General features: G+C 70.9%; 20 protein-coding genes. 9 read left to right on the top strand and 11 right to left on the bottom strand.

Going from position 1 to position 24,047, the window contains the following annotated elements:
• The first annotated feature begins 32 nt into the window (after positions 1–32).
• From J7E91_RS14180 to J7E91_RS14165, 4 genes are all read left to right on the top strand, one after another.
• A complete protein-coding gene (locus J7E91_RS14180; RefSeq protein ID WP_214903183.1) occupies positions 33–998 on the top strand; it encodes an ABC transporter permease in 966 nt (321 codons plus the stop codon).
• On the top strand, positions 991–1,896 hold the full coding sequence (locus J7E91_RS14175; protein WP_214903180.1) for an ABC transporter permease: 906 nt from the start codon (positions 991–993) through the stop codon (positions 1,894–1,896). Before J7E91_RS14180 ends, J7E91_RS14175 begins: the two co-directional genes overlap by 8 nt.
• Positions 1,897–2,132: 236 nt before the next feature.
• Positions 2,133–3,038: an ABC transporter ATP-binding protein gene (locus J7E91_RS14170; RefSeq protein WP_214903480.1), complete on the top strand. Its 906-nt coding sequence runs from the start codon at positions 2,133–2,135 to the stop codon at positions 3,036–3,038.
• The gene (locus J7E91_RS14165; RefSeq protein ID WP_214903177.1) at positions 3,031–3,690 is read left to right on the top strand and encodes an ABC transporter ATP-binding protein; all 660 of its coding nucleotides are present in this window, start codon (positions 3,031–3,033) and stop codon (positions 3,688–3,690) included. The genes J7E91_RS14170 and J7E91_RS14165 overlap by 8 nt, the downstream gene beginning before the upstream one ends.
• Positions 3,691–3,702: 12 nt before the next feature.
• Here J7E91_RS14165 and J7E91_RS14160 read toward each other — a convergent pair whose 3' ends face one another.
• The gene (locus J7E91_RS14160; protein ID WP_214903174.1) at positions 3,703–4,053 is read right to left on the bottom strand and encodes a DoxX family protein; all 351 of its coding nucleotides are present in this window, start codon (positions 4,051–4,053) and stop codon (positions 3,703–3,705) included.
• Between the two features lie 61 nt (positions 4,054–4,114).
• Here J7E91_RS14160 and J7E91_RS14155 point away from each other — a divergent pair, with 61 nt between their 5' ends.
• From J7E91_RS14155 to J7E91_RS14145, 3 genes are all read left to right on the top strand, one after another.
• Positions 4,115–5,056, top strand: a complete 942-nt coding sequence (locus J7E91_RS14155) for a LysR family transcriptional regulator (protein WP_214903166.1) — start codon at positions 4,115–4,117, stop codon at positions 5,054–5,056.
• Positions 5,057–5,183: 127 nt separating this feature from the next.
• On the top strand, positions 5,184–6,065 hold the full coding sequence (locus J7E91_RS14150; protein WP_214903163.1) for a phosphatidylinositol-specific phospholipase C/glycerophosphodiester phosphodiesterase family protein: 882 nt from the start codon (positions 5,184–5,186) through the stop codon (positions 6,063–6,065).
• A gap of 120 nt (positions 6,066–6,185) precedes the next feature.
• Positions 6,186–6,380: a hypothetical protein gene (locus tag J7E91_RS14145; RefSeq protein WP_028812621.1), complete on the top strand. Its 195-nt coding sequence runs from the start codon at positions 6,186–6,188 to the stop codon at positions 6,378–6,380.
• A gap of 33 nt (positions 6,381–6,413) precedes the next feature.
• Here the strand turns inward: J7E91_RS14145 and J7E91_RS14140 are convergent, their stop codons facing one another.
• Complete coding sequence (locus J7E91_RS14140) at positions 6,414–9,119, bottom strand: SpoIIE family protein phosphatase/ATP-binding protein (RefSeq protein WP_214903149.1); 2,706 nt, start codon at positions 9,117–9,119, stop codon at positions 6,414–6,416.
• A 560-nt stretch (positions 9,120–9,679) separates the two neighbouring features.
• Here J7E91_RS14140 and J7E91_RS14135 point away from each other — a divergent pair.
• Positions 9,680–11,545, top strand: a complete 1,866-nt coding sequence (locus J7E91_RS14135; RefSeq protein ID WP_308376512.1) for an RICIN domain-containing protein — start codon at positions 9,680–9,682, stop codon at positions 11,543–11,545.
• Between the two features lie 572 nt (positions 11,546–12,117).
• Positions 12,118–13,845 (top strand): glycoside hydrolase family 6 protein, encoded by a 1,728-nt coding sequence (locus J7E91_RS14130; RefSeq protein WP_214903143.1) that lies wholly within the window; start codon positions 12,118–12,120, stop codon positions 13,843–13,845.
• Positions 13,846–13,943: 98 nt separating this feature from the next.
• Here J7E91_RS14130 and J7E91_RS14125 read toward each other — a convergent pair whose 3' ends face one another.
• The 9 genes from J7E91_RS14125 to J7E91_RS14085 all read right to left on the bottom strand — a co-directional run bounded on the left by J7E91_RS14125 (position 13,944) and on the right by J7E91_RS14085 (position 24,041).
• Positions 13,944–15,062 (bottom strand): pectinesterase family protein, encoded by a 1,119-nt coding sequence (locus J7E91_RS14125; RefSeq protein ID WP_214903140.1) that lies wholly within the window; start codon positions 15,060–15,062, stop codon positions 13,944–13,946.
• A 46-nt stretch (positions 15,063–15,108) separates the two neighbouring features.
• A complete protein-coding gene (locus tag J7E91_RS14120; RefSeq protein WP_214903137.1) occupies positions 15,109–16,407 on the bottom strand; it encodes a pectate lyase in 1,299 nt (432 codons plus the stop codon).
• Complete coding sequence (locus J7E91_RS14115) at positions 16,408–17,133, bottom strand: rhamnogalacturonan acetylesterase (protein WP_374224695.1); 726 nt, start codon at positions 17,131–17,133, stop codon at positions 16,408–16,410.
• A 116-nt stretch (positions 17,134–17,249) separates the two neighbouring features.
• Positions 17,250–18,587 carry a sugar ABC transporter substrate-binding protein gene (locus J7E91_RS14110; RefSeq protein WP_214903134.1) on the bottom strand — a complete coding sequence of 446 codons (1,338 nt, stop codon included), beginning with the start codon at positions 18,585–18,587 and terminating at the stop codon, positions 17,250–17,252.
• Between the two features lie 82 nt (positions 18,588–18,669).
• Complete coding sequence (locus tag J7E91_RS14105) at positions 18,670–20,202, bottom strand: glycoside hydrolase 43 family protein (RefSeq protein WP_214903131.1); 1,533 nt, start codon at positions 20,200–20,202, stop codon at positions 18,670–18,672.
• A complete protein-coding gene (locus tag J7E91_RS14100) occupies positions 20,199–21,047 on the bottom strand; it encodes a PmoA family protein (protein ID WP_214903128.1) in 849 nt (282 codons plus the stop codon). The genes J7E91_RS14105 and J7E91_RS14100 overlap by 4 nt, the downstream gene beginning before the upstream one ends.
• Positions 21,044–22,195 carry a Gfo/Idh/MocA family protein gene (locus J7E91_RS14095; RefSeq protein ID WP_214903125.1) on the bottom strand — a complete coding sequence of 384 codons (1,152 nt, stop codon included), beginning with the start codon at positions 22,193–22,195 and terminating at the stop codon, positions 21,044–21,046. The genes J7E91_RS14100 and J7E91_RS14095 overlap by 4 nt, the downstream gene beginning before the upstream one ends.
• Positions 22,192–23,118 (bottom strand): carbohydrate ABC transporter permease, encoded by a 927-nt coding sequence (locus J7E91_RS14090; RefSeq protein WP_214903123.1) that lies wholly within the window; start codon positions 23,116–23,118, stop codon positions 22,192–22,194. The genes J7E91_RS14095 and J7E91_RS14090 overlap by 4 nt, the downstream gene beginning before the upstream one ends.
• The gene (locus J7E91_RS14085; RefSeq protein ID WP_214903120.1) at positions 23,115–24,041 is read right to left on the bottom strand and encodes a carbohydrate ABC transporter permease; all 927 of its coding nucleotides are present in this window, start codon (positions 24,039–24,041) and stop codon (positions 23,115–23,117) included. The genes J7E91_RS14090 and J7E91_RS14085 overlap by 4 nt, the downstream gene beginning before the upstream one ends.
• Positions 24,042–24,047: the final 6 nt, after the last annotated feature.

The following is a 24,047-nucleotide window of genomic DNA, read 5'->3' as shown; positions in this document are numbered from 1 at the left end:
TATACCCGGACCGGAAGCTCCCCTGGGGGCCGATGGCGAGGATGGCGGGGCGGCGGACCCTGTTCGCCGCCCCCGTCCTGCTGGTGGTGACCTTCGGCGTATTCGCCGTCGCCGCCGCCTCACCCTTCGACCCCGTCAAGGCATACGCGGGCACCGCGGGGCTCACCGCCTCGCAGGAGAACCTCGACCAGCTCCGCGCCAACCTCGGCGTCGACCAGCCGCTCGTCGAGCGCTGGTGGCACTGGCTGACCTCGGCCGTCACCGGCGACCTCGGCGACTCCAGCGTCATGCGCCAGCCCGTCGCCGACGTCATCACCGAACGCCTCGGCTGGTCGGTGCTGCTCGCCGTCACCGCGTTCCTCGTCGCGATCCTGCTCGGTACGTCGCTGGGCGTACTGGCCGCGCGCCGGCAGGGCGGGTGGCTGGACCGGGCGGTCAGCTCGGCGGCGTACACCCTGGAAGCGGCGCCCGCCTTCTGGCTCGGCCTGCTCGTCATGTGGTTCTTCGCGCTGCGGCTGGGCGTCCTGCCCGCGGGCGGCCTGACCGACACGGCCAGCGATGTGGTGACGTTCGGGCAGGTCGCCACGCACCTGGTACTGCCCGCGGCCGTTCTCGGCGTTTCGCAGCTTCCCTGGTTCTTCCTCTACGTGCGCCAGGGTGTCGCCGACGCGCTGGACGAGGACCCCGTACGCGGCGCCCGCGCGCGCGGGCTGAACGAACGCACCGTACTGCTCGGACACGCCCTGCGCTCCGGGATGCTGCCGACGCTCACGCTCGTCGGCTCGCGCGTGCCCGAACTCATCACCGGTGCCCTGCTCGTCGAGACCGTCTTCAGCTGGCCGGGCATCGCGGCGGCGACCGTACAGGCGGCGACATCGGTGGACTTCCCCCTGCTGGCGGCGCTGACGGTCCTCGCCACGGCGGCCGTCCTCGCCGGAAACCTCCTCTCCGACCTGCTGTACGGACTCGCGGACCCGAGGGTGGGCTTCGATGGCTGAACTCACTCCTGAACTCGCTCGTGAACCCGCTGTCGAACCGGCTGTGTGGCGCTCGCACGGGCGTACTCGCCGTTCCACGCGCACGCTGCGCGTCCGCACCTCGGCGGTGATCGTGACCGCGGTGGTACTGGCGGTCCTCGTCGTACCGCCGCTGGCCAATCTCGACCAGCAGGCCGTCGACCTGTCGATGAAGCTCCGGCCGCCGTCCCCGGCCCACCCCTTCGGGACGGACGACGTCGGCCGCGATCTGCTGCTGCGCTGCGTGTACGGGCTGCGCGTCTCACTCCTGGTCGGGCTCGTCGCGGCGCTCGTCGCGACGTTCATCGGTACGGCGGTGGGGGCGGCGGCAGCGGCGTTCGGCGGCTGGACGGACCGCGTGGTGATGCGCCTCGTCGACACCTTCTCCTCGATCCCGCACCTGCTGCTCGGCATCTTCATCGTCGCGATGTTCCGGCCGGGCGTGTGGCCGGTGATCGTGTCGGTGGCGCTGACCCACTGGCTGTCCACGGCCCGCATCGTGCGTTCCGAGGTGCTGTCGCTGCGTTCGCGCCCGTACATCGACGCGGCGGTCTCGGGCGGCGCTTCGCGGTGGCGGATCGCCGTACGGCACCTGCTGCCGGGGGTGCTGCCGCAGGCCGGGCTCGCCGCCGTGCTGATGGTTCCGCACGCGATGTGGCACGAGTCGGCGCTCTCGTTCCTGGGTCTCGGCCTGCCGACGCACCAGGCGAGTCTCGGCAACCTGGTCCAGTCGGCGCGCAGTTCGCTGCTGGCCGGCGACTGGTGGCCGACTCTCTTCCCCGGCCTCCTCCTGATCATCCCGACCCTCGCCATCGCGGGCCTCGCGGGCTCCTGGCGGGAACGGATCAACCCGCGCCGCCGATCGGAGCTGATGCTGTGACGACGCCTCAGAAAGCTCGCAAGACGTCCGGTTCCGCGCCCGACGCAGAGGGGCGCACCTCGGGGCGCTTTGGCGAGACGCGTGACGCCGGTGCGGCTTCGGAGCGTTCCCGAGTACCGTCCGCGACTGTTCCCGGGAACGTTCGCCACGCGGCGCACAGCGCTGACCGTTCCGCGCGCAAGGGCACACCCGGTACGCCCCTGTTGTCCGTACGGGGGCTCTCCGTGCGGTTCCGGATGCGGGGCGGGCGGCACATCGCTGCCGTCGCCGACGCCGCCTTCGACCTGGCACAGGGGGAGTGCCTCGCCCTCGTCGGGGAGAGCGGGTGCGGCAAGTCCGTGCTCGCCTCAGCGCTGCTCGGACTGCTCCCCGGCAACGCCCAGACCGCGGGTTCCGCGCTCCTCGGGGACGTCGATCTGCTCACGGCCGGCGAACGCACCCTGGCGCGTACGGTGCGGGGGCGCCGCATCGGACTCGTGCCGCAGAGTCCCGCCGCGCACCTCACCCCAGTACGGACCGTCGGAGCGCAGCTCGAAGAGACGCTGCGCGAGCTGACCGGTACGCGAAAGCAGGACGTGCGCCGGGCAGCCCGCGCGGCGGCCGAGCGGGCGGCGTTCCCCGTGGACCACCTCGACCGCTACCCGCACGAGCTGTCCGGCGGACTCGCACAGCGCGCCGCGACCGCCCTCGCTCTGGTCGGCGACGCGCCCCTGTTGCTCGCGGACGAGCCGACCACCGGCCTTGACCGCGACCTCGTCGACCGCACGGTCGACGAGCTGCGCAGGCACGTCGACGAGGGGCACGCCCTGCTGATGATCACCCATGACCTCGCGGCCGCCGAGCGCATCGCCGACCGCGTCGCGGTGATGTACGCCGGACGGATCGTCGAACTCGCCGACGCCGCCGGCTTCTTCGGAACGCCGGGACCCCGGCACCCGTACGCCCGAGGTCTGCTGAACGCCCTTCCCGAGCGCGCTTTCACCCCGATCCCCGGCATGCCGCCCGAGCTCGGCGACCTGCCGCCGGGATGCGCCTTCGCCGCGCGCTGTACGTACGCCACCGACGCCTGCGCCGCACAGCCGCACTTCGCGGACGGCGTCGCCTGCCACCACCCGCCGGCCGAGGAGCGTGCCCGTGCTTGAACTCGACGCGATCACCGCTGGTTACGAGCGCGGGTCTCCGGTCGTCCGGGACGCGCACCTCACCGTCGCACCCGGCGAAGCGGTCGGCCTGCTCGGGCCCAGCGGCTGCGGCAAGTCGACGCTCGCCAGAGTCGCCGCCCTGCTGCACCGCCCCGACGCGGGCACCGTCACCCTCGACGGCCGCCCCGTCACCGGCTGGCGCCACCGCGCCCCGCGCGAGCAGCGCACAGCGATCGGCGTGGTCTTCCAGCAGCCCCGGCTGTCCGCCGACCCCCGCCTGATCCTGCGCGACCTGATCGCCGAACCACTGCGCGCCACCGGACGGCGCGGCGAAGCGGCCGCCACAGTGAGCGAGCTGTCCAGGACCGTGGGGCTCGGCGAGGACCTGCTCGGCCGGCGCCCGCACGAGGTGAGCGACGGCCAGCTGCAACGCGCCTGCCTGGCCCGCGCCCTGGTGCTGCGCCCGCGCTGGCTGGTGTGCGACGAGATGACGGCGATGCTCGACGCGTCGACGACGGCAGCCCTGGTCGCCGTGGTCGAGGAGTACCGGCGCGAACGCGGTGCGGGCCTGCTGACCGTCGGCCACGACCGTGTCCTGCTGGAGCGCTGGTGCGACCGTACAGTCCGCTGGGAGGACGTCACGGCGACCTGAGAGCTTCCGGCTTCAGCGTGCGACGGTGAGGACGAGCGAGGCGGCGGCCAGTACCAAGAAGCTCGCGGGGAACGCGATGTTGTGGAAGACGCGGGCGCGGACATGGGCCGCGACGGCGCCGATGAAGAACAGAACGAGCCCGGCCGCGGCGGCTGTGCCGATGAACCGGACGCCAAGGAGCCCCAGCAGAAGCCCGACAGCTCCGGCGCCTTTCAGGGCGCCGAGCACCGGCAGCCAGGACGGGGGGACACCCACTTCGGCGGAGTTGGCGAGGACGGCCTTGGCTCTCAGGAAGTTCGCGACGGCTTCCGCGGCGTTGACCGCGATCGTGACGCCGGTGACGACTGCGTAAGCGATGAACATGGCGTCAAGCCTCATCAGGTCGCCGCGTGGCGTCCAATACCGGCATCTATAACCTGACGGCATGGATGTCGACACCCGGCTGCTGCGCTACTTCATCGCCGTCGCGGAGGAGGGCAGCCTGACCCGGGCCGCGGAACGGCTGTTCGTGTCCCAGCCCGCCCTGACCAAGCAGATCAAGCAGCTGGAGGACCGGCTCGGCGTGCGGCTGTTCACTCGGTCGAAGGCCGGCATGGCCCTCACCGAACCGGGCCAGGCCCTGGCGGAGCGGGCGCCCGCCCTGCTGGCCGGCTGGGACCGGGCGCTGCGGGACACGAGGAGCTCGGCCGTCCGGGCCGCCCGCGTACTGCGGGTCGGCTTCCTGGCCAGCGCCGCCAACGAGGCCACTCAGGGCATCATCGCGGCGTTCACCCGGCGCCGGCCGCGCTGGAGGGTCGAGATGCGGCAGGCCCCATGGTCGGATCCGAGCGCCGGGCTCGCAGCCGGAGACGTCGACGCCGCCCTGCTGCGGCTGCCCTTCCCCGGTCAGGACGCCCTGCGGGTGGAAAAGCTGTTCACCGAACCACGCTGTGTCGCGCTCCCGACGGCACACCCCTTCGCCAGACGCGACCTGATCTCCTTCCGCGACCTGTGGGACGAGCCGTTCGTGGCAGCTCCACCCGAAACCGGACCGTGGCGGGACTACTGGCTCGCCGCCGACGAACGCGACGGCCACCCGGTCCGCGTCGGCGCCGTCACCGACCAGCCGGACGAGTGGCTCAGCGCGATCGCCAACGGCTACGGCATCGCCCTCGCCCCCGAATCCTCCGCGCGCTTCTACGCGCGCCCCGGCGTCATCTACCGCCCCGTCAGCGGCGTCACACCCACCCACGTCGCAGTCGCCTGGTCAGCCACCGACGACACCAGCCCCGTCGTCCAGGACTTCGTCCGCTGCTGCCTGGACAGCAGACCGCCTTCGGCACCTCCCACGGACCCCGCGCGTCCAGGCCGACCGTCCGTGACCTGACGCACCGCCAGTCGGCCTGAACCGCGGGCGACGGGTGGCCGAACTCTTGTCAGGGCCCTGCCTTTCGGGTGGTACGGAGCGGATACTCGCCGGAGTCCCGAACGCCCCGTACACCTCCGGAGGCACCATGGCCGTCGCCGCGCCCACCCGCCGCAGAGTCGTCACCACCCTCGCCGCCGCCGTCGCCGGAACCTTCGCCGTTCCCGCGCACGCCGAGGCCGCCGGGAGGAAGCCCGGTCAGCAGCCCGGCCGGAGGCCGCTGCGCCGGGCCCACGCGCACAACGACTACGAGCATGAGCGCCCCCTTCACGACGCGCTCTCCCACGGCTTCACGAGTGTCGAGGCGGACATCTTCCTCGTCGGGGGACAGCTCCTCGTCGCCCACGACCCGGTAGACCTCGACCCCTCCCGCACCCTCGAATCGCTCTACCTGGCCCCGCTCGCCGCCAGAGTCAGGGCCAACCACGGCTCCGTCTACCGCGGATACCGCCGTCCCGTGCAGCTGCTCATCGACATCAAGAACGACGGCGCCGCCGCCTACCTCGAAGTGCACCGCCAACTGCGCCGCCACCGCCGGATGCTGAGCACGTACGCGCACGGCCACATCCGTCCCGGCGCGGTGACGCCCGTCATCTCCGGCGACCGGGCCGCGCGCGCCCCCATGGAGGCACAGCGGGTGCGCCACGCCTTCTACGACGGGCGGCTCGACGACCTCGGCGCGGTGAACCCGGCCCCCGCCTCCTTCATCCCGCTGATCAGCAGCAACTGGACGCACAGCTTCACCTGGCAGGGCGCCGGACCGTTCCCCGCGGCCGAACGGGCGAAGCTGCACGCCCTCGTCTCCACCGCCCACACGCGCGGGCAGCGCGTCCGCTTCTGGGCCACACCCGATCTGCCGGGCCCGGCGCGGGACGCCGTCTGGACCGAGCTCCTCGCCGCGGACGTGGACCACATCAACACCGACGACCTCGCCGGCCTGGAGCGTTTCCTCCGTACACACGACGCGTAGCCGCTCATCACAACCAGTCAACACCCGTACGGCGGACGTGTCTTCCGCCCGGATGGGCCCTCCGCTACGCCAGACTGACGGCCGAATGCCGCAATTCAGGCGCGGCGGAGGAGGTTGACCATGGCCATTTCGATCTCGTTGGTGCTGCTCCTGCTGCTTCTCGCGGTGATCTTCCTGCGCAACGGAGGCCTGAAGGTCTCGCACGCGCTCGTCTGCGCCCTGCTCGGCTTCTTCCTGGCCGGTACGAGCATGGCGCCGACCATCCAGAACGGGATCGCCGCCACCGCGGACGTGGTCGGAGATCTCAGACCCTGACCACCGTCACCGTCACCGTGTCCGCGTCCGGCCTCACGGGAAGTCCGGCGGCGACTGGCCGTCCGGCAGCGGCTGCTCCGTCCAGATGACCTTGCCGTGCCCGGTGTACCGGGTGCCCCAGCGATCAGCGAACTGCGCGACGAGGAACAGCCCCCGCCCGCCCTCGTCCGTGTTCGCCGCCTGCCGCAGATGCGGAGAGGTGCTGCTGTGGTCCGAAACCTCGCAGATCAGGCTGCGGTCACGGATCAGCCGTACACGGATCGGTCCCGAGGCGTAGCGAATGGCGTTGGTGACCAGCTCGCTGAGAATCAGCTCGGTGGTGAACGCCTCCTCCGCCATGTCCCACTCGGCCAGCTTGCGGGTCACCGCGGCCCGTACCTCCGCCACGGCCGACGGATCGGGCGGCACGTCCCAGTCGGCCACCCGGCTGGAGTCCAGTACCCGCGTACGGCTGACCAGCAGCGCGATGTCGTCGCGCTGGTGCGCGGGCAGCAGCGCGGCAAGCACCTCCTCGCAGGTCTCCTCGGGTGTCCGGCCGGCATGGTCGCCGAGCGTACGGCGCAGGAGCGCGAGACCCTCGTCGATGTCCCGGTCCCGGTCCTCGACGAGCCCGTCCGTGTACAGGACCAGGCGGCTGTTCTCCGGCAGTCGCACGTCCAGCGTCTCGAAGGGCAGTCCGCCGAGCCCGAGCGGCGGGCCGCCGGGCACATCGGCGAAGACCGTCGTGCCGTCCGGATGGACGATCGCCGGCTGGAGGTGGCCGGCCCGCGCCATGGCGCAGTGCCCGGTCACGGGATCGTAGATCGCGTACAGACAGGTGGCCCCGGTGACGCCCGCGTCCGCGTCATCACCGATCTCGTCCTGGTCGATGCGGACGACCAGTTGGTCGAGGTGCCACAGGAGCTCGTCGGGCGGCAGGTCCAGGGTCGAGAAGTTGTGGACCGCGGTCCGCAGCCGCCCCATGGTGGCGGCGGCATGGAGCCCGTGGCCCACGACGTCGCCCACGACGAGCGCCACGCGGGCACCGGGCAGCGGGATGATGTCGAACCAGTCACCGCCGACGCCCCCGAGCCCGCCGAGCCCCGCCTGTGCGGGCAGATACCGGTAGGCGACCTCGACGGCGTTCTGCTCGGGCAGGCCGCGGGGCAGCAGACTGCGCTGCAGTGTCACCGCCATGGTGTGCTCACGCGTGTAGCGACGGGCGTTGTCGACGCTCACGGCGGCGCGCGCCACCAGCTCCTCGGCGACGGACAGGTCCTCCTCCTCGAAGGGCTCCGGCTTCTCGGAGCGCCAGAAGATGGCCAGACCGAGAATGACGCCGCGAGCGCGCAGCGGAACCGCGATCATCGAGTGGATTCCGTGCTCCACGAGCTGCCGGGCCCGCTCCGGATCCTGCTCCTGCCAGCCGGAGAAGCCGGCCAGATGCGACTGGAGGACCGCCTCGCCCTTGCCGAGGCTGAACCCGACCGGCGTGGACGGCACGAAGCGGATCGTCTTGCCGAGCGGGTAGAGCGACGTGTCCTCGCTGAGGCCGCTGAACGCCACCCGGCGCAGGTCCACGCCCGTGGCCGCGGCCGTGGCGGTCGGCTCCTCGCTGCGCAGCACGGCCTCCACCAGATCCACGGTGGCGTAGTCGGCGAAGCGGGCCGTGGCGAACTCCGTCAGCTCCTCGCACGTCCGCACCACGTCGAGGGTGGTGCCGATCTCCGTACCGGCGTCGTAGAGCAGTTTCAGGCGCTCGCGAGCCACATCCGCCTTGCCGCTGAGCGCCTGGAGCTCGGTGGTGTCCCGCAGCGTCGTGACGCTGCCGGGCGGCCCGCCGTGCTGGTCCGTGGTGCGCTGGTTGACGGCGAGCAGACGGTCTCCGACCGGATGGACCTCGTCCGTGACGACCCGGCCGGACGCGAGCAGCTGGGCGGTCTGCGGGTCGAGGCCCAGGTCGGCGACGTGCAGTCCCTCCACCTCGTTCGGCAGCCCCAGCAGCCGGCGCGCCTCGTCGTTGGCGAGCATCAGCCGGCCGTCACCGCCGACGATCAGCACCCCCTCCCGTACGGCGTGCAGGACGGCGTCGTGATGTTCGTACATCCGGGTCATCTCGGCCGGGCCGAGACCGCGCGTCTGGCGGCGCAGCCGTCTGCTCACCAGTGCCGTCCCGCCCGTGGCGAGGAGCAGCACCGCTGCGGCGGCCCCGAACAGCAGCGGAATCTGCTCTTCGACGACGCCGCTGACTTTCTCGATGGTGATCCCGGCGGAGACCACACCGATGACCTTGCCGTCACGGTCGGTGACAGGCACCTGGGCCTGCACGAGAGGGCCGATTGTCCCGGTGATCTTCTCGGTGACGACGTGACCGGCCAGCGCGGGCGCCAGATTGCCGACGAACTTCTTCCCGATCCGGTCGGGCAGGGGATGGGTGTAACGGGTCCCGTCCGGGTTCAGTACGACGATGAAGTCGACTCCGGAGCGCTTACGGGCCTCCTCGGCCGGCGGTTGCAGCACGGCGGTCGGGTCGGGACTCCTCAGGGCCTCTTCGATGCCCGGCGCCTGGGCGAAGGTCTCGGCCACGGCGACCGACCGGTTGCGGGCCTCGCGTTCACTGTCGGTCCTTGACTGCAGTACCAGCACCGCCATGGCGCTGGCGACGAGCAGGACGACGATCGCCACCTGCAGGAGGAAGACCTGACCTGCGACAGTTCGCATCCGCAAAACCGAGCGCGGGCGGCCGTTGCGTCCGGTCATGACCTCTTTCTACACCTCCCGCATACGCCGGGCGAGCCCGCGCACTGCGGACGCGGTGGCCACCGGATGAGCGGCTCAGGGATCACATTTAAGCCCGCAGAGCCCCTGAGGGACAGATGCCCGCGCGACCGCGATCCGGCGGACGCCGCCCAGTGAGGGGTGGGGCGCCCCGGAAAGCGGTGGCCGGGAAGAAATCCCGCGGGTGAGTGAACCCGGCCCGTTTCTTATCCGTGAGAGACGCAGGGACATGTGCGGCGGGCGGAATGGAAGTCGGCCATCGGTGGAATTGCGCCGGTCCCGGCGCCCGGGTAACCCGGCGGCCGCCTTTCCTTGCTGAATGGATGTCACTCAAGTTGCTTGTTCCCCGTCAGTCACTTGTGCGAGGGTGAACCCCCTCACATACAGGCATTGGTCCATGCCATTCTTCCGGGCGCGGACCGCTTTTCTCTCACGCAGACCAGAAAGGTACGCACCTTTTTCCGTCCGGCGCCTTGGAAGGAATCGGTTCCGTGTACTCCCCCCACCCCCCTCGCCCCTCTTACTCTCCTCGTCCCGGTGTCGTGTCCGGGGAATCCGACGAAAGCCTCGCCGCCCGGCTTCGGGGGCGGGCGGAGGGCGCGACCGGCCGTCCTGTCGCGCTGCTGCTGGCGCGGCACTGGCAGCCGGTGTACGACTACGCGGTCATCTGCCTCGCGTCCTCGGGGAACGTCGCTTCGATGGCGACCGCTGCGGCCTTCCGTCAGGTGTTCGAGACCGTCGGGCGAGGACAGTCGGCCGAGGCCCTGCGTCCACGACTCCTGGTGACCGTACGGGACACCGTAAAGGCGTGGTCCGGCGACGACGGCATATCCAGTGCCCTGCCGGAACTGATGAAATCGGCCGGGGGGCGCGGTATGCGGGCCGCGAAGTCCATGGCGTCCGCCAAGCGTGAGCTGGCCGAGCGCTCTTTCCAGGCCCTCCCGGGACCCGCCCGGTGTCTGCTGTGGCACACCCAGGTCGAGGGGGAGCCCATAGCTGTACCCGCCGGTCTGCTGGCCCTGGACGCCGACACCGCGGCGGCCGTGCTGGAACAGGCGCGCGAACAATTGCGGGAGGGCTGCGTCCGGGCCCACAGGGAACTCGCGCCGACCACGGAATGCCGCTTCTACAACCGCCTTCTGGACATCCCGATTCGACGCGGCGGCGCCTTGCTGCCCGACGTCCAGCAGCATCTGCTGGCGTGCCGCTACTGCCGGGACGCCGCCGAACAACTCGCCCTTTGCGCAGGCGATGTGGGCGTACTGCTCACCGATGCCGTGCTCGGCTGGGGCGCCCGGCGCTATCTTGAGTCGCGGCCGGGGCGCGGTACCGACAAGACGGCCCCCGGGGCCTCCCCCGGCCGGGTCGACCGGCGCGCGGAAGGCGGACGCCACCGGTTGCTCCCCGGGACCATCCCGCTGATCCACCGGTTCGCACCGTCGTGGAAGCACTCGAAGCCGTTGCTCAGCGGCCTCGGCCTCGTATCAGCCACCGTTCTCTCGGCCGTTCTCGTCACCAGCCTCTGGTCGGACGACGGCCGCCACCCGGGGTCCGCGGCGTCTGTGGGGGCGGCCGGCAGTCACCTGGACTCACCGAGCCCACGTCCCTCGCTTACGTCGGCCGGGCCGCCACCGGCCGAGTCCGCCGGATTTCCCGGCGTCTCAGGCCAAGCCAGACTCCGTAATGCCGCGACGGACCTGTGCCTGGACGTCCGCGGCGCGGCGAAGCCCGGCGCCGGGACGAGAATGGCGGAGTGCTCCGCCGCGAAGAACCAGCAGTGGTCGTACGGAAGTGACGGCCTGCTGCGCAGTCTCGCGGATCTGGAACTCTGTCTCGACTCCCGTGCGGACGACGGTGTGACCACCCTCCGCAGGTGCGCGGGCCCTTCCTCCGCCGCGAACGTCGACGACCTGCGCTACGACCTGACGGTGCAGGGCCAGCTGCTGCCTCGCTGGGCCGAAGGCCTGGCGGTCGTTCCCACGTCTGCGGACAATGGCGCCGATGTGGTGGTCAAGATCCGCGACAGCTCTGTGGAGCAGAGGTGGGTGCTCGACTCCTCGACAGCCGCCCCCCGTTCCCGGCCGAAGGCCGGAAGGGGCGGCGTTCAGACCGCGAAGGCCGTCCCCGATGTGCCTCCTGCCGAAGGCTGCGGCGCGCCGGGTTGCGCGCCTTCCCCGCCCGGCGGGAAGGAGCGGCGTTCAGAACCTACGAGCGGCACGGTCCGCCCGGGGCATGAGAAACCGCGTGACGCCGAGGCCGAGCCCTACCGGCGGGCGGCCGTCGTGCCACAGCGTCGCGGTGAAGACCTCCGTTCCGCTGCCGCGCGAGTCGAGGACTTGACGGCCGGCCGTACCCACCGTCTCGTCGACGCGGGTACGAGGCCGATTCCGCTGTCGAACCGGCCATAGGTCCTGAGCTGCGGCGTCAGGGCGGTTGTGGTGGTTGGCGCGAGGTGGGGGCGCGCATGTGCGTCATCTCCTGGTGAGTGAGGGGGAGATCGGCGAAGAGAGCGGGAACCAGTGGGAGCGCTCCCAAAATGGCTTCGGTGGCAGGAGGTGTCAAGACCTTTCGTGCGTATCGGGTCGTCGAAATAATTCGACAGCCAATTTTGAGAAACCTGGCAACCTTTTCTGTTCCCCGCGGCGACTCGGTGCTAGCTTCCAGCTCACCAGTGGGAGCGATTCTGTCAGTTGATCTCGACAGACAAGGAGTCGCTCAGGCAACCCCCCACGACTGCCCCCGGTGACGGGGACCGCCGACGCCGCGGGCCGTGACGCCGCGCCGCGATCGCCGGAATCCGCCGAGGCCCGGCACGTCCGCTCATCCAACGCACCTTCGCGAAAAGCCTGTTGGGCCGGGCAGGCCCGCACCGTTCGCCGGTGTGTCCGGCCAGGCACCCCGCACCGCTTCGCCTGCCCCCGCATTCGGTATCCGGGCCGCGCGACGCTCGCGCGCCCTCGACTGAGAGGCACACACCATCATGAGCCGCATCAACGCGCCTTCCCGACGGCGCGCCGCCCTGATCACGGCCTGCGCCGTGATCGCGGCAGCCGGCGGGACCGCCGCCGCCCTGACCACCCCCGCCGGTGCCGCCGTTCCCGGCTGCACCGTCGACTACAAGGTCACCAACCAGTGGAACACCGGCTTCGGCGCCGCCGTCACTGTCACCAACACCGGTGACTCGGTGAGCAGTTGGAAGCTGGAGTGGTCCTACGCCGGGGACCAGAAGGTCACCCAGGGATGGAACGCCGACATCACCCAGGCCGGGGCGGCGGTCACCGCCAAGAACGTTTCGCACAACGGGACTCTGGCCACCGGAGCCTCCACCGGGTTCGGCTTCAACGCCTCGTACAGCGGAAGCAACGCCGTGCCGACGGTGTTCAAGCTGAACGGCGTCACGTGTAACGGGGGTCCGGGCGGCCCGACCGACCCGCCGGGCCCGACCGATCCGCCCGGCGGCCGCGTCGACAACCCGTACGCCGGTGCCAAGGTGTATGTGAACCCCGAGTGGTCCGCCAAGGCCGCGGCCGAGCCCGGTGGCAGCAGAATCGCCGGCCAGCCGACCGGCGTCTGGCTCGACCGGACCGCCGCCATCGCGGGCGCGAACGGTTCCATGGGGCTGCGCGCCCATCTCGACGAGGCCCTGAGGCAGAAGGGCACCGGCGAACTCGTCGTCCAGCTGGTCATCTACAACCTGCCGGGCCGCGACTGCGCGGCGCTCGCCTCCAACGGCGAACTGGGCCCGGCCGAGATCGACAAGTACAAGACGCAGTACATCGACCCGATCGCGGCGATACTCGCCGACCCGAAGTACGCCGGGCTGCGGATCGTGAACACGGTCGAGATCGACTCGCTGCCGAACCTCGTCACCAACACCACACCGCGCCCCACCGCCACCCCCAACTGCGACACCATGAAAGCCAACGGCAACTACGTCAAGGGCGTCGGGTACGCGCTGAACAAACTGGGAGCGCTCCCAGGTGTCTACAACTACGTGGACGCCGGCCACCACGGCTGGCTCGGCTGGGACGACAACTTCGGCGCCTCGGCCGAACTCTTCAAGCAGGCGGCGACCGCAGAGGGCTCCAGCCTCGCCAAGGTGCACGGCTTCATCGTCAACACGGCCAACTACAGCGCGCTGAAGGAGGACCACTTCACCATCGACGACAGCGTGAACGGGGTGTCCGTACGGCAGTCCAAGTGGGTGGACTGGAACCGGTACACCGACGAGCTGTCGTACGCCCAGGCCATGCGGGCCAAGCTGGTCTCGCTCGGTTTCGACTCCGGCCTCGGCATGCTGATCGACACCTCCCGCAACGGCTGGGGCGGCACCGCCAGGCCCACCGCGCCGGGAGCACGGACCAGCGTCGACACCTATGTCGACGGCGGCCGTTACGACCGGCGCATCCACCTCGGTAACTGGTGCAACCAGTCGGGCGCGGGCCTCGGTGAGCGGCCCCGGACAGCCCCGGCCGCAGGCATCGACGCGTACGTCTGGATCAAGCCGCCGGGCGAGTCGGACGGCTCCAGCAAGGCCATCCCGAACAACGAGGGCAAGGGCTTCGACCGGATGTGCGACCCGACGTACACCGGTAATCCCCGGAACAACAACAACATGTCGGGGGCGCTGCCGAACGCCCCGCTCTCCGGGCACTGGTTCTCCGCCCAGTTCCAGGAGCTCATGAAGAACGCCCACCCGGCGCTGTAGCGCCACCGGCGCGGAAGGCGCCCCCGCACCACCGGCCGTGGACCGGTGGTGCGGGGGCGCCGTCACTCCCCGGCGTACGGCCGGCGCACCGGCCGGTGTCAGCCGGTGTGCGCGGGAGCCCAGTCGCCCAAGTAGGTCTCGCGCGTGTGCGCGCGGGCCCCTGCCGCCGTCAGTTGCGGCCGCTCGGCGGGGGTGATGACGCGGGCACCCGGCCCGTTGTTGCGGTACTCGGCGAAGCGCTGGTCCTGCCACGGGTGGGCGGCGCGCATGTTGGCGTACGGAACCGCGGCGTCGATGCCGGGGCCCAGCCAGGTCTCACGTACGACCAGGGAAGGCCAGGCGGTGGTATCGGAGCTCGGCACCCACGGGCGGGCGAGCTTGTACGCCCGGTCGGGTGCGGCGCTGGTGACGCGGCAGCGGGTGGCGAGGTAGCCGAGCGCCGTGGCCCTCGCCGTCGAGGGGGCGAAGACGAAGCCGTACGGGGTGAAGCCGACGTCCCGGTCGAGCGTGTGGAAGCGGCAGTCCTCGAAGACGGCGGTGGCCCGCCCGAAGACGAAGTCCACGTCGCCCTCGATGTGGCAATGGCTGTAGTACTGGCGGGCCGTGACGCCCAGCGAGCGCGTATCGGCGTACAGCGTGTCCTGGTGGCCGAGGAAGCGGCAGTGGTGGAACGCGCTGCGGTCGCCCAGCACGCGGATCGCGACCGCCTGGGTGCCCGAGGTGATGTCGGGGTGCTCGGCGCGCAGCCAGTCGTTGGCGAACGTGACCCGGCGGGCGGTGAAGCCGTCGGCCTGCACGAGGGTGGTGGCCGACCCGCCGGTCCCGTACGGCGTGCCGTCGGGCTTGAGCGTGCCCGCCGCGTTGTCGTACACGATGACGGTGTTCCGGGGGTCGGCCGCGGCCCCGAGCAGGGTGAGTCCGGTGCGGTCGGCGGGAACGGTCACTGTCTCGCGGTACGTCGCCGGGGCGAGCACCAGGGTCCAGCCTCCGCCGGCGGCCGCGGTGACGGCGGCGGACACGGTGGTGTGGTCGCCGCGGCCGTGCGGGTCGACGTAGAGGGTGCGGGGTCCGAGGCGCCGGGCCGGGGATCCGTAGGGGCCGAACGGCCGGGGGGCGGCGGAAGCGGGCCGGGCGTCGGTGAGCGCGACCGCGGCGCCCATGCCGAGGCCGGCGGCGGTCAGGAGTGCGGTGCGGCGGGTGGGGTGGGGGCGGGGCATGCGGGGCTTCCTTGGCGCGGAGGGGGCGGGGCTGTGGGCGGGGAGGTCAGCGCCGGCGGGGCGCGCCCGCCTTTCCGGTGACCAGCGCCGGGACGACCCGCGGGGCGTCGACCCGGGTGCGCAGCACCGGAGTCCAGCCCGCGCCCTCACGCAGCGGGTTGCCGGGGTTCGCGGCATTGTGCGCGGCCAGCAGATCCACCGGTGCGCCGTTGACGTGGTTGCCCTGCACGGTGACCGGCGCGTCCTTCCACTTCTTCAGGGTCTTCGCCGCACTCACGCCACGCGGCAGGGCGAAGGTGTTCTTCTCCGCCACCAGTTGGGACTCAAGACCGATGCCGAAGCTGTACGCGTACCCCTGCGCCGCGACCTCGAAGTGGTTGTTGTACGCGTCGACCTGGCCGAACCGCACGCGTGGCGCCCGCTCGACGACGTCGCGGAAGAGGTTGTGGTGGAGGGTGACCCGCAGTCGGCCCCGGTCGGTCGCACCCGCGCTGTCGCTGTTGCCGATCATCAGGGTCTTGTCGTGGTCGGTGAAGGCGTTCCAGGAGACAGTGACCAGGTCCGCGCCCCTGACGACATCCAGCTCGCCGTCGTGCTGCTGGAACAACTGGCCGTAGTAGAAGGGCTGTTCGCTGTCCGGTCGGCGCCCGTCGGTGAACGTGTTGTGGTCGATCCAGACATGCGTCGAGCCGTACACGACGAGGTTGTCGTACTCCGAGTTCCAGGCGCCGCTGTCCCCGTCCGTGGGGTCCCACTGCGGGAAGCAGTCGAAGGCGTCCTCGAAGGTGAGGCCCCGGACCACGACGTTGTCGGTGTCCTTGATCTGGAGGGACGCGCCGAGCAGGCGCGCGCCGCGCCCGAGGCCGATGATCGTCGTATTGGCCGGGACGTACGCCTTGATCTGTTCCGCCTGCGCGGCGGCGGAGGCGGCTCGGGCCTCCTCCTGCGGGCCGGAGGGCGGGGCGGTGCCCCAGGTTTCCGGGTCGTACGCCGCCAGATACGCCTCCAGGGTGTAACCGCCGGCGGCGAAGTCCTCGCAGCTCCGGCCGCCCATGCCGTCGAGCGTGCCGCGCACCTTGACGACCTTGGGCGCTTCGCCGCCGTCCTTGAGGGCCTGCTTGAACTCGTCCCAGGTGGTGACGGTGTACGTGTGTGCCGCGTCGGCCCCGGCACCGCCCGTGGTGCCGCCGTCGGCCGACGCCCACCCGTCGTTCGCCGGAAGGACGTGAGCCCCGCGCGCCGGAGAGGGATGAGCGGGCGCCGCCGGGGCGGCGGCGAGCAGGCCGGGTGTCAGCGCCGCGACGGCCAAAGCCATGAGGCGGGCAGGGGATGTGAGTCTGCGCATTTACGGCTCCTCGTGCCAGGTCAGCCAGGACTCGGGAATGTCCGCACTCAGGCGACGCAACTCGTGCGCGCCGAGTACCTGCTCGCTCCGCAGTGCTCGCGCCGTCATCCGGGCCACCTCGATGGCGCCGGGCGGATGGAAGTGGGTGTTGTCCGCCACGCCGTCGGGGTAGTTGGGTGACTCGCCCGGCTTCAGCCAGTGGAAGTACTTTTTGCTCGGCTCGGGCCCCAGCTTCTGCCACAGGGCGAGCGAGAGCGCGGCGATGTCCAGCAGCGGTACGTCATGCTCCGCCGCGAGCGCCCGTACGGCCTGCGGGTACGCGCCGTGCGTGGCCAGAGCCGTACCGGCCGCGTCGAACCGCCGGCGCTCCACGGATGTCAGCAGCACCGGGAGCGCGCCGCGGACCCGCGCCCCGGCGACGTACTGGAGCAGATGCTCCTGATAGCTCGTCCACGGTTCGGTGTACCGGGTGGGGTCTTCACGCTTCTGGTCGTTGTGACCGAACTGGATGAGCAGGAAGTCGCCGGGACGGATCGTCTCCAGAATCGGCGTAAGCCGCCCCTCGTCGATGAAGCTCTTCGAACTGCGGCCGTTCACCGCGTGATTGGCGACTTTGAGGTGCTCGTGGAGGAAGAAGGGGAGCGCCATGCCCCACCCCGTCTCGGGTGCGGCCGAGACGGACTTGTCGGCGGCGGTGGAGTCTCCGGCAACAAAGACAGTGCGCATACGGTGAGGTCCTCGGCTCCTTCGGGATTCCTGAGCGCCCGCCGGGGCCGACGGGGTGCCGGCTGCGGCGAGCGGCAGCGCGGCGGCGGTCGCCGCCAGGACGCGCCGACGGCTGATCACTTGTTCTGCTGCTTCCACTCGGCCTGCGCCTCGTTCAGCTCACCGGCGAGCTTGTCCAGGAATGCCTTCGGCGTCGACTTCCCGAGCAGGACCTTCTGGAACTCGGGCTCGTTGCCGGCCTTGGTGATCCCGTTCCAGTCGGGCAGGTAGTACGGAAGCTGCACGATCTTCGTGCTGCCGTCGGTGAGGGACCGGGCGGCGAGCTTCGTCGGCTCCGACTCGCTGATCCAGACGTCCTTCGCCGCGTCGGTGTTCGCCGGGATCGCGCCGGCCGCCTCGTTCCACTTGCTGTTCGACTCGTGCGACGCCGCGAACTCGATGAACTTCCACGCCGCGGCCTTGTTCTTGCTCGCCTTGAACAGGCCGAGACCGTCCACCGGGTTGGACACCTGGACGCGCACGCCGCCGGGCCCGGTCGGATTCGGGATGCCGGTGAACTTCTCCTCACCCAGCGCCTTCACGTGGTCCTGGTAGGAGCCGAGATTGTGGCTCAGCATCCCGATCGTGCCGGAGTCCCACTGGGCGACCATCTTGGCGAAGTCGTTGTTGACGTCGGCCTCGGGCGTCGTCTTCTTGTACAGCGCGACGTACTTCTCCAGCGCCGCGACGTTCTTCGGGTCGTCGACCGTGGTCTTGTCGCCGTTCCAGAACGTGGTGATGCCCGACTGCCCGTACATCGCGTCCAGCGCCTGGGCGACCGAACCGGCCCCGCCGCGAATCGTGTACCCGAAGGCGTTCTTGTCCGCGTCGGTCAGCTTCTCGGCCGCCGTGTAGAACGCGTCCCAGGTGGTCGGCGCGCCCAGCCCCGCGGCCTTGAACAGATCGGTCCGGTACCAGAGCGTGCCGTTGTTCGCGGACGTCGGTACGGAGTACATCTCGTCGCCGCGCCCGCCGGCGGTCCTGACGCCCTCCACCATCGAATCGACCAGCTTGCCGTTCAGCGCGGAGTCCTTGATCCGGGCCCCCACCGGCTCCAGCGCCTCCTGCGCGACGATGCCGGAGAGATACGCGGTGCCCACGCCCCCCACGTCCGACAGGCCGCCGCCGGCGATCGCCGTGTCGTACTTCGACTGCACATCGGTGATCGGGATCGGGACGTACTTGACCTTGATGTCCTTGTTCGCCGCCTCGAAGTCCTCGATGATCTCCTTCCAGACGGCGGTGCGGGGCCCGCCGTTGTTGTCCCAGAAGGTGATCTCGCCCTTGCCCGACCCCTCGTCCCCCGTGCTGCCGCTGCCGTCGTCGCCACAGGCCGCGGCCGTCAGAGCCAGCACGGTCGCCATGGCGACCGCGGCGGCAGTCCGCCCCCTGCGGTGCCTGGTGGACGTTCTCATGGGCTGCTCTTCTCTCTCGGTGTGCGTCATCGCGTCTCGCTCCTCGTGGGGTGTCGCGTGTCGTGTCGGGCGTCGGTGTCGGTCAGGCGTTGATACGGAAGTCGCTGAAGAGCGCTGTGCCGGCCGGCCCGGCTCCGGGCGGCGCCGTGGCGAACAGAGCGAGCTGCGCCCCGACCCAGCGCCACGGCACGGCGGCGAAGACCTCCCCCGAGGGACGCGGCCCGTCCCCCGTGTCGGCCGAGAACCGGCAGCGCGCCCCGGCCGAGACCTCGATCCGCAGCCGTGCCCGCCCTCCGTCGGGCACGGGCCGGCTGTACTCCGCGTCCCGTTCGCTGTCGGCCACCGTCTCGGCGTACCGGTGCACGAGCCGCAGGCCGCCGTCGGCGTCCCGCTCCAGGCCGATCCAGGAGAAGGCGTCACCCAGCACCGCGAACCCGGCCTTCGCCCCCACCGCCCGGCTGCCGGGCGTCAGGTCGACCGTCGCGGTGAACTCCGGTGCCGGGAACCGCTGCACCAGCACGTTCGCCACCCTGCGCAGGTCGTGCGCGTCGGCCGTCCGTACACATGTCGTCAGCAGCCCGTCGCCGGAGTGCGGCACGGTCCATCCGGCACGGGGTTCGGCCGTCCACTGCCACTGCCGCCCGTAGCGCCCGCCGGGAAAGCGGTCGTCGCAGACCGGGGCCGTGACGGGCTGCGGCGGCAGATCCGGCTTCCGGTGTACGGACACGGGTTCGCCCGCGTCGCCGATCTCCGGCCACCCCGCCTCGTCCCAGCGCATCGGCTGGAGGTGCACCACGCGCCCGTACGCCCCGCGCGCCTGGAAGTGCAGGAACCAGTCCTGCCCGGTCTGCGTGCGCACCCAGCCGCCCTGGTGCGGACCGTTGACCTCGGTGTGCCCCTGCCGCAGGACGACTCTCTCCTCGTACGGGCCGAAGAACTCCCGCGACCGCAGCGCCCCCTGCCAGCCGGTTTTGACCCCTCCGGCCGGTGCGAAGATCCAGAACCAGCCGTCGTGGCGGTACAGCTTCGGGCCTTCGAGGGTGAACCAGCCGGGGATCAGATCTCCGTCGACGATCACCTTCCCCTCGTCGAGCAGAGTGCGCCCGTCGGGGCTCATCCGGTGGCCGGTCAGCCGGTTCTTCACCCCCGAGCGGGACTTCGCCCACGCGTGCACCAGGTACGCCTCGCCGCTCTCCTCGTCCCACAGCGGGCACGGGTCGATCAGTCCCTTTCCCGCCTTCAGCAGATGCGGCTCGGTCCACGGCCCGCGGATGTCTCGCGCGCTGATCTGGTGGATGCCCCGGTCCGGATCCCCGTAGAAGATCCAGAACCGGCCGCCGCTGTACCGCAGGGACGGCGCCCACACCCCGCAGTCGTGGCGTGGCCCGTCGGGCTCGCCGGCGGGGTCCAACCGTTCCAGGGCGTGCCCGATCAACGACCAGTTCACGAGATCACGCGAGTGCAGCAGCGGCAGACCCGGCACCCGGCCGAAGCTGGAAGCGGTGAGGTAGTAGTCCTCGCCGACCCGCACCACGTCCGGATCGGACCAGTCACCGGCGAGCACCGGATTGCGGTACGTGCCGTCCCCCCGGTCGGCGGTCCACGCCCGGCTCACGCGCCCACCGCCTTACGGACGTACGCCGCCGCGGCCGCGCGGTCCAGGACGCCGTCGGCCACGACCGTGACCAGGCGGCGTACGACCGTCTCCCCGGCCGGGACGGGCAGCCGGTCCGCCCAGGCGAGCGCCGAACCCACTCCCGGATACTCACCGGTCCGTACGAACCACGGGTCGCGCCGGGTCCGCGCGGTCGCCCCGGCGAAGACCAGCGTCCAGCCGTCGCCCGCCAGGCCCAGCCAGTCGGCGGTCCGCCCGTGCACGGCGTCCTCGCCCTCCCCGGTCGCGGTGAACGCCAGCGGCGCCGCTGCCTGCTTGGGCGCCCGCCAGAAGAAGCCGCCGTACCCGGCGCCCGCCCGGCCGTTGGTGGCCGGGCTGCCGATGGACAGGTCGCCGCCCGAGGTGTTGGTGAGCGAGAACGTGAAGTCCAGCGCCCACGCCACGTCGTCCAGCTCGGTGGCGGCCACCGTGCGGTGCTCGCGCAGCAGCTCGTCCGTATAGTCCGGGCCGGCCCGCCAGCTCAGCTCCTCCACGAAGCCGTCCGGGTCGCGCAGCTTCCACCCCTGGTGCACCTGGGCACCGTGGTTGTCGAGCTCCACGGACCCCTGGCCGCGTACGTAGGTCCGCCCGCCCCAGAAGTTGGCGCCCGCCACATCGGGCACGGCGACCCCCGCCCCCAGATGATGGACGTGGTCGTCGGGCATCTCCTCGGTGACCGGCACTCCGCCGAGCGTCGAGACGGGATGCAGGTACGGGCGCTCCGAGAGCCGGGCGTCCAGCACGGGACCGAAGACGTAGCGGCCGACAGCACGTCCCGAACAGCGCAGGATCAGCGTGGAGTTCACGGTGTGCTCACCTCGGTGACGGGCATCCAGGGGACGCCCAGTTCGGAGAAGAGGGTCAGGGTCTCGGCGCTCGCGGCGACCACCTCGTCCACACCGGTCACGATCCGGCGCGGCGCCGACGACTCACCGGGCGCGGTGCGCCAGGCGGACGCCGGCAGCGGGGCCGGATCGGGAGCGAGCCGAATCGCTTCGACGACCCGCATGAAAGCGCCGGTGAGCTCCGGAGGCACCAGCAGCGGGACCTCCCCGGCGAGATGGCGGATCAGGTTCTCCAGCAGATCCGTCCTGCCGTACAGGACCTCCTCGGGGCCGTGCCCGGCGCGCTGCAACAGCACCCGGTCCTGCCTGTACCAGAAGGTGATCCGGCCGAGCTCGCCGTGGGCGACGACATACGGTTCGCCGGACCGCTCGGCGCACAGCGTCGCGGCGGCGGTGACCGGAAGCCCGCTCGTCGTCGTGATCCGTACACAGGACGTGTCGTCGGACTCGATGTCATGGGCGCGCAGCAGCTCCGACTCGATGCCCGCGACGTCCTCCGCGCGCGAACTCCCGCTCACGGCAAGGGCTGTGGCGACCGCGTGCGCCAGCGGATTGGTCAGCGCCCCGTCCACCACGTCCACGGCGCCGATACGGCGGCGGCCCGACCACGGGGCGCGGGTGAAGTACGCGGTGTCCCGCACCCAGGCCCCGGCGGCGCCCACGCCCAGCAGCCGGCCGATCGCCCCGTCGGAGATCAGTTCGCGGATCGCGGGGACGGCGTGCGAGCCCAGGGACTGGAAGCCGACCTGGCACACGGTGTCGGCCGACCGTACGCCTTCCGTCATTCGCTCGAACTCGGCGTACGACGGCGCGGGGGGCTTCTCCAGCAGCAGGTGCACACCGCGCTCCGCCGCCGCGAGCGCCAGGTCGGTGTGGGTGTGGATGGGCGTACAGACGATCGCTATCCGGGCGCCGGTGGAATCCAGCAGCGCCCCGAAGTCCGCGGACTGCTCAGGTGCGCCGAAACCTTCCAGCTCGTCGGCGGTCAGCGGCTTGAGCTCGCATATCCCCGCGAGCCGGGCGAGACCCAGCTGTTCGAGACGGCGGACGTTGACCAGATGGGAGCGGCCGTGACCGCGCGCACCGGCCAGTACGACGGGCAGGCTCATCCCTTCACCGCCCCCGCGCTGAAACCGGTGATCAGCCACTTCTGGATGAAGGCGAACACGATCACGACCGGTACGGCGGCGATGACACCGCCCGCGGCCAGCGCTCCCAGGTCCACACTGTCCGCGCCGATCAGGGTGTTGAGGCCGACCGGGATCGTCTGCTTGTCCTGCTCGCTGAGGAACATCAGGGCGAACAGGAAGTGGTTCCAGCTGTGCACGAAGGCGAAGGAGCCGACAGCGATCAGACCGGGCCGCAGCAGCGGCAGCACCACGGCGCAGAAGGCCCGGAAGCGCGAACAGCCGTCCACCCAGGCGGCCTCCTCCAGGGAGACCGGCACATTCTTGATGAAACCGCTGATGAGGATGATGGACAGCGGCAGCTGGAAGACCGTCTCCGCGATGATCACGCTCCCCAGCGAATTGATCATCTGGAGGTTCTTGAAGATCTCGAAGAGCGGTACGAGCATCAGCGCGCCCGGGATGAACTGCGAGCACAGCAGCACCAGCATGAAGCCGTTCTTGATCCGGAACTCGAACCGCGCCAGGGCGTAGCCGCCCGCCAGCGCGATCCCGGTCGTCATCACCAGCGTGGCGACTCCGACGATCATGCTGTTCTGGAAGAACATCCCGAAGCTGCGCTCGTTCCAGACCTTCTCGAAGTGCTCGAAGGTCAGCGGCCAGGGAATCAGCGCCGTGGATCCGGCGGGCCGCAGCGCGAAGAGCAGCATCCAGTAGAACGGGACGAGCGTGAAGAGCAGGTAGAGGGCGAGCGGCAGGTAGATCTGCCAGCGCGGTACGTCGTCGAAGGCCCGCTCGCGCCGCGACCCGCGCCCGCGCACGCGCCGGCCCGGCGGCGCGGGGGCGTGGGCGACGGCGGACGGTGACGCGGGGGAGGAGCCCATTTCCGCGAGTGCTGCGGTCACTTGGAGTCGCCTCCGAACTTGCTCAGACGCAGGTAGAGGATCGAGCAGAAGAGGAGAATCACGAAGGCGATCGTGGTCAGCGCCGACGCGTAACCGAAGTCGTGGCCCTCGATGCCGGTGTTGGCGACGTAGAGCGGCAGCGTGGTGGTGACGCCGGCCGGTCCGCCGCCGGTGAGGGTGTAGAGCAGGTCGACGTTGTTGAACTCCCAGACGCCGCGCAGCAGCGTGGCCAGGACGATCGCGTCCCTGAGGTGCGGCAGGGTGATGTGGAAGAACTGCCGTGCCCGGCCCGCCCCGTCGACCGAGGCCGCCTCGTACAGCTCCTTCGGAATGGACTGGAGGTCGGCGAGGATGAGGATCGCGAAGAAGGGGACACCGCGCCAGAGCTCGGCGACGACCGCCGCCCAGAACACGGTGCCGGTGTCGGAGAGCACCGAGGTGCCGTACGAGCCGATCCCCGCGTCCGCCAGATAGCGGCTGACGCCGGTGGACGGGTTGTAGAGCAGCATCCAGATGGTCGTGGTCAGCACCCCCGAAACGGCCCAGGGGGAGAAGACCATCGCGCGGGCGATGCCCCGGCCGATGAACGTCTGGTTGACCAGCAGCGCGAGGACGAGGCCGAGAGCGAGCTGCAGGCTCACCTGCACGACGACCCAGCGGGCGCTGAAGCCGAGCGTCGTCCAGAACTGCGGATCGTCGGTGAAGATCCGGATGAAGTTGTCGAAGCCCGCGAAGCCGTTGCGCCACGGCTTGGTGACGTTGTAGTCCTGCAGGCTGTAGTAGAAGACGCTGATGACCGGATAGGCGATGAAACCCAGCATCAGCAGGCCGGCGGGGGCGATGAGCAGATAGGGAAGACGGCGGGGTGGTGCTCCCGCGCGGCGACCCGGCGCCCTGGGCACTCTGGCCACGGCTGAGGCCATGACTGC

Source organism: Streptomyces sp. ISL-99, assembly GCF_018614005.1.
Lineage (GTDB): Bacteria > Actinomycetota > Actinomycetes > Streptomycetales > Streptomycetaceae > Streptomyces > Streptomyces flavidovirens.
The sequence above is the reverse complement of the archived record's forward strand: the minus strand, read 5'-3'. Positions and strand labels throughout refer to the sequence as shown.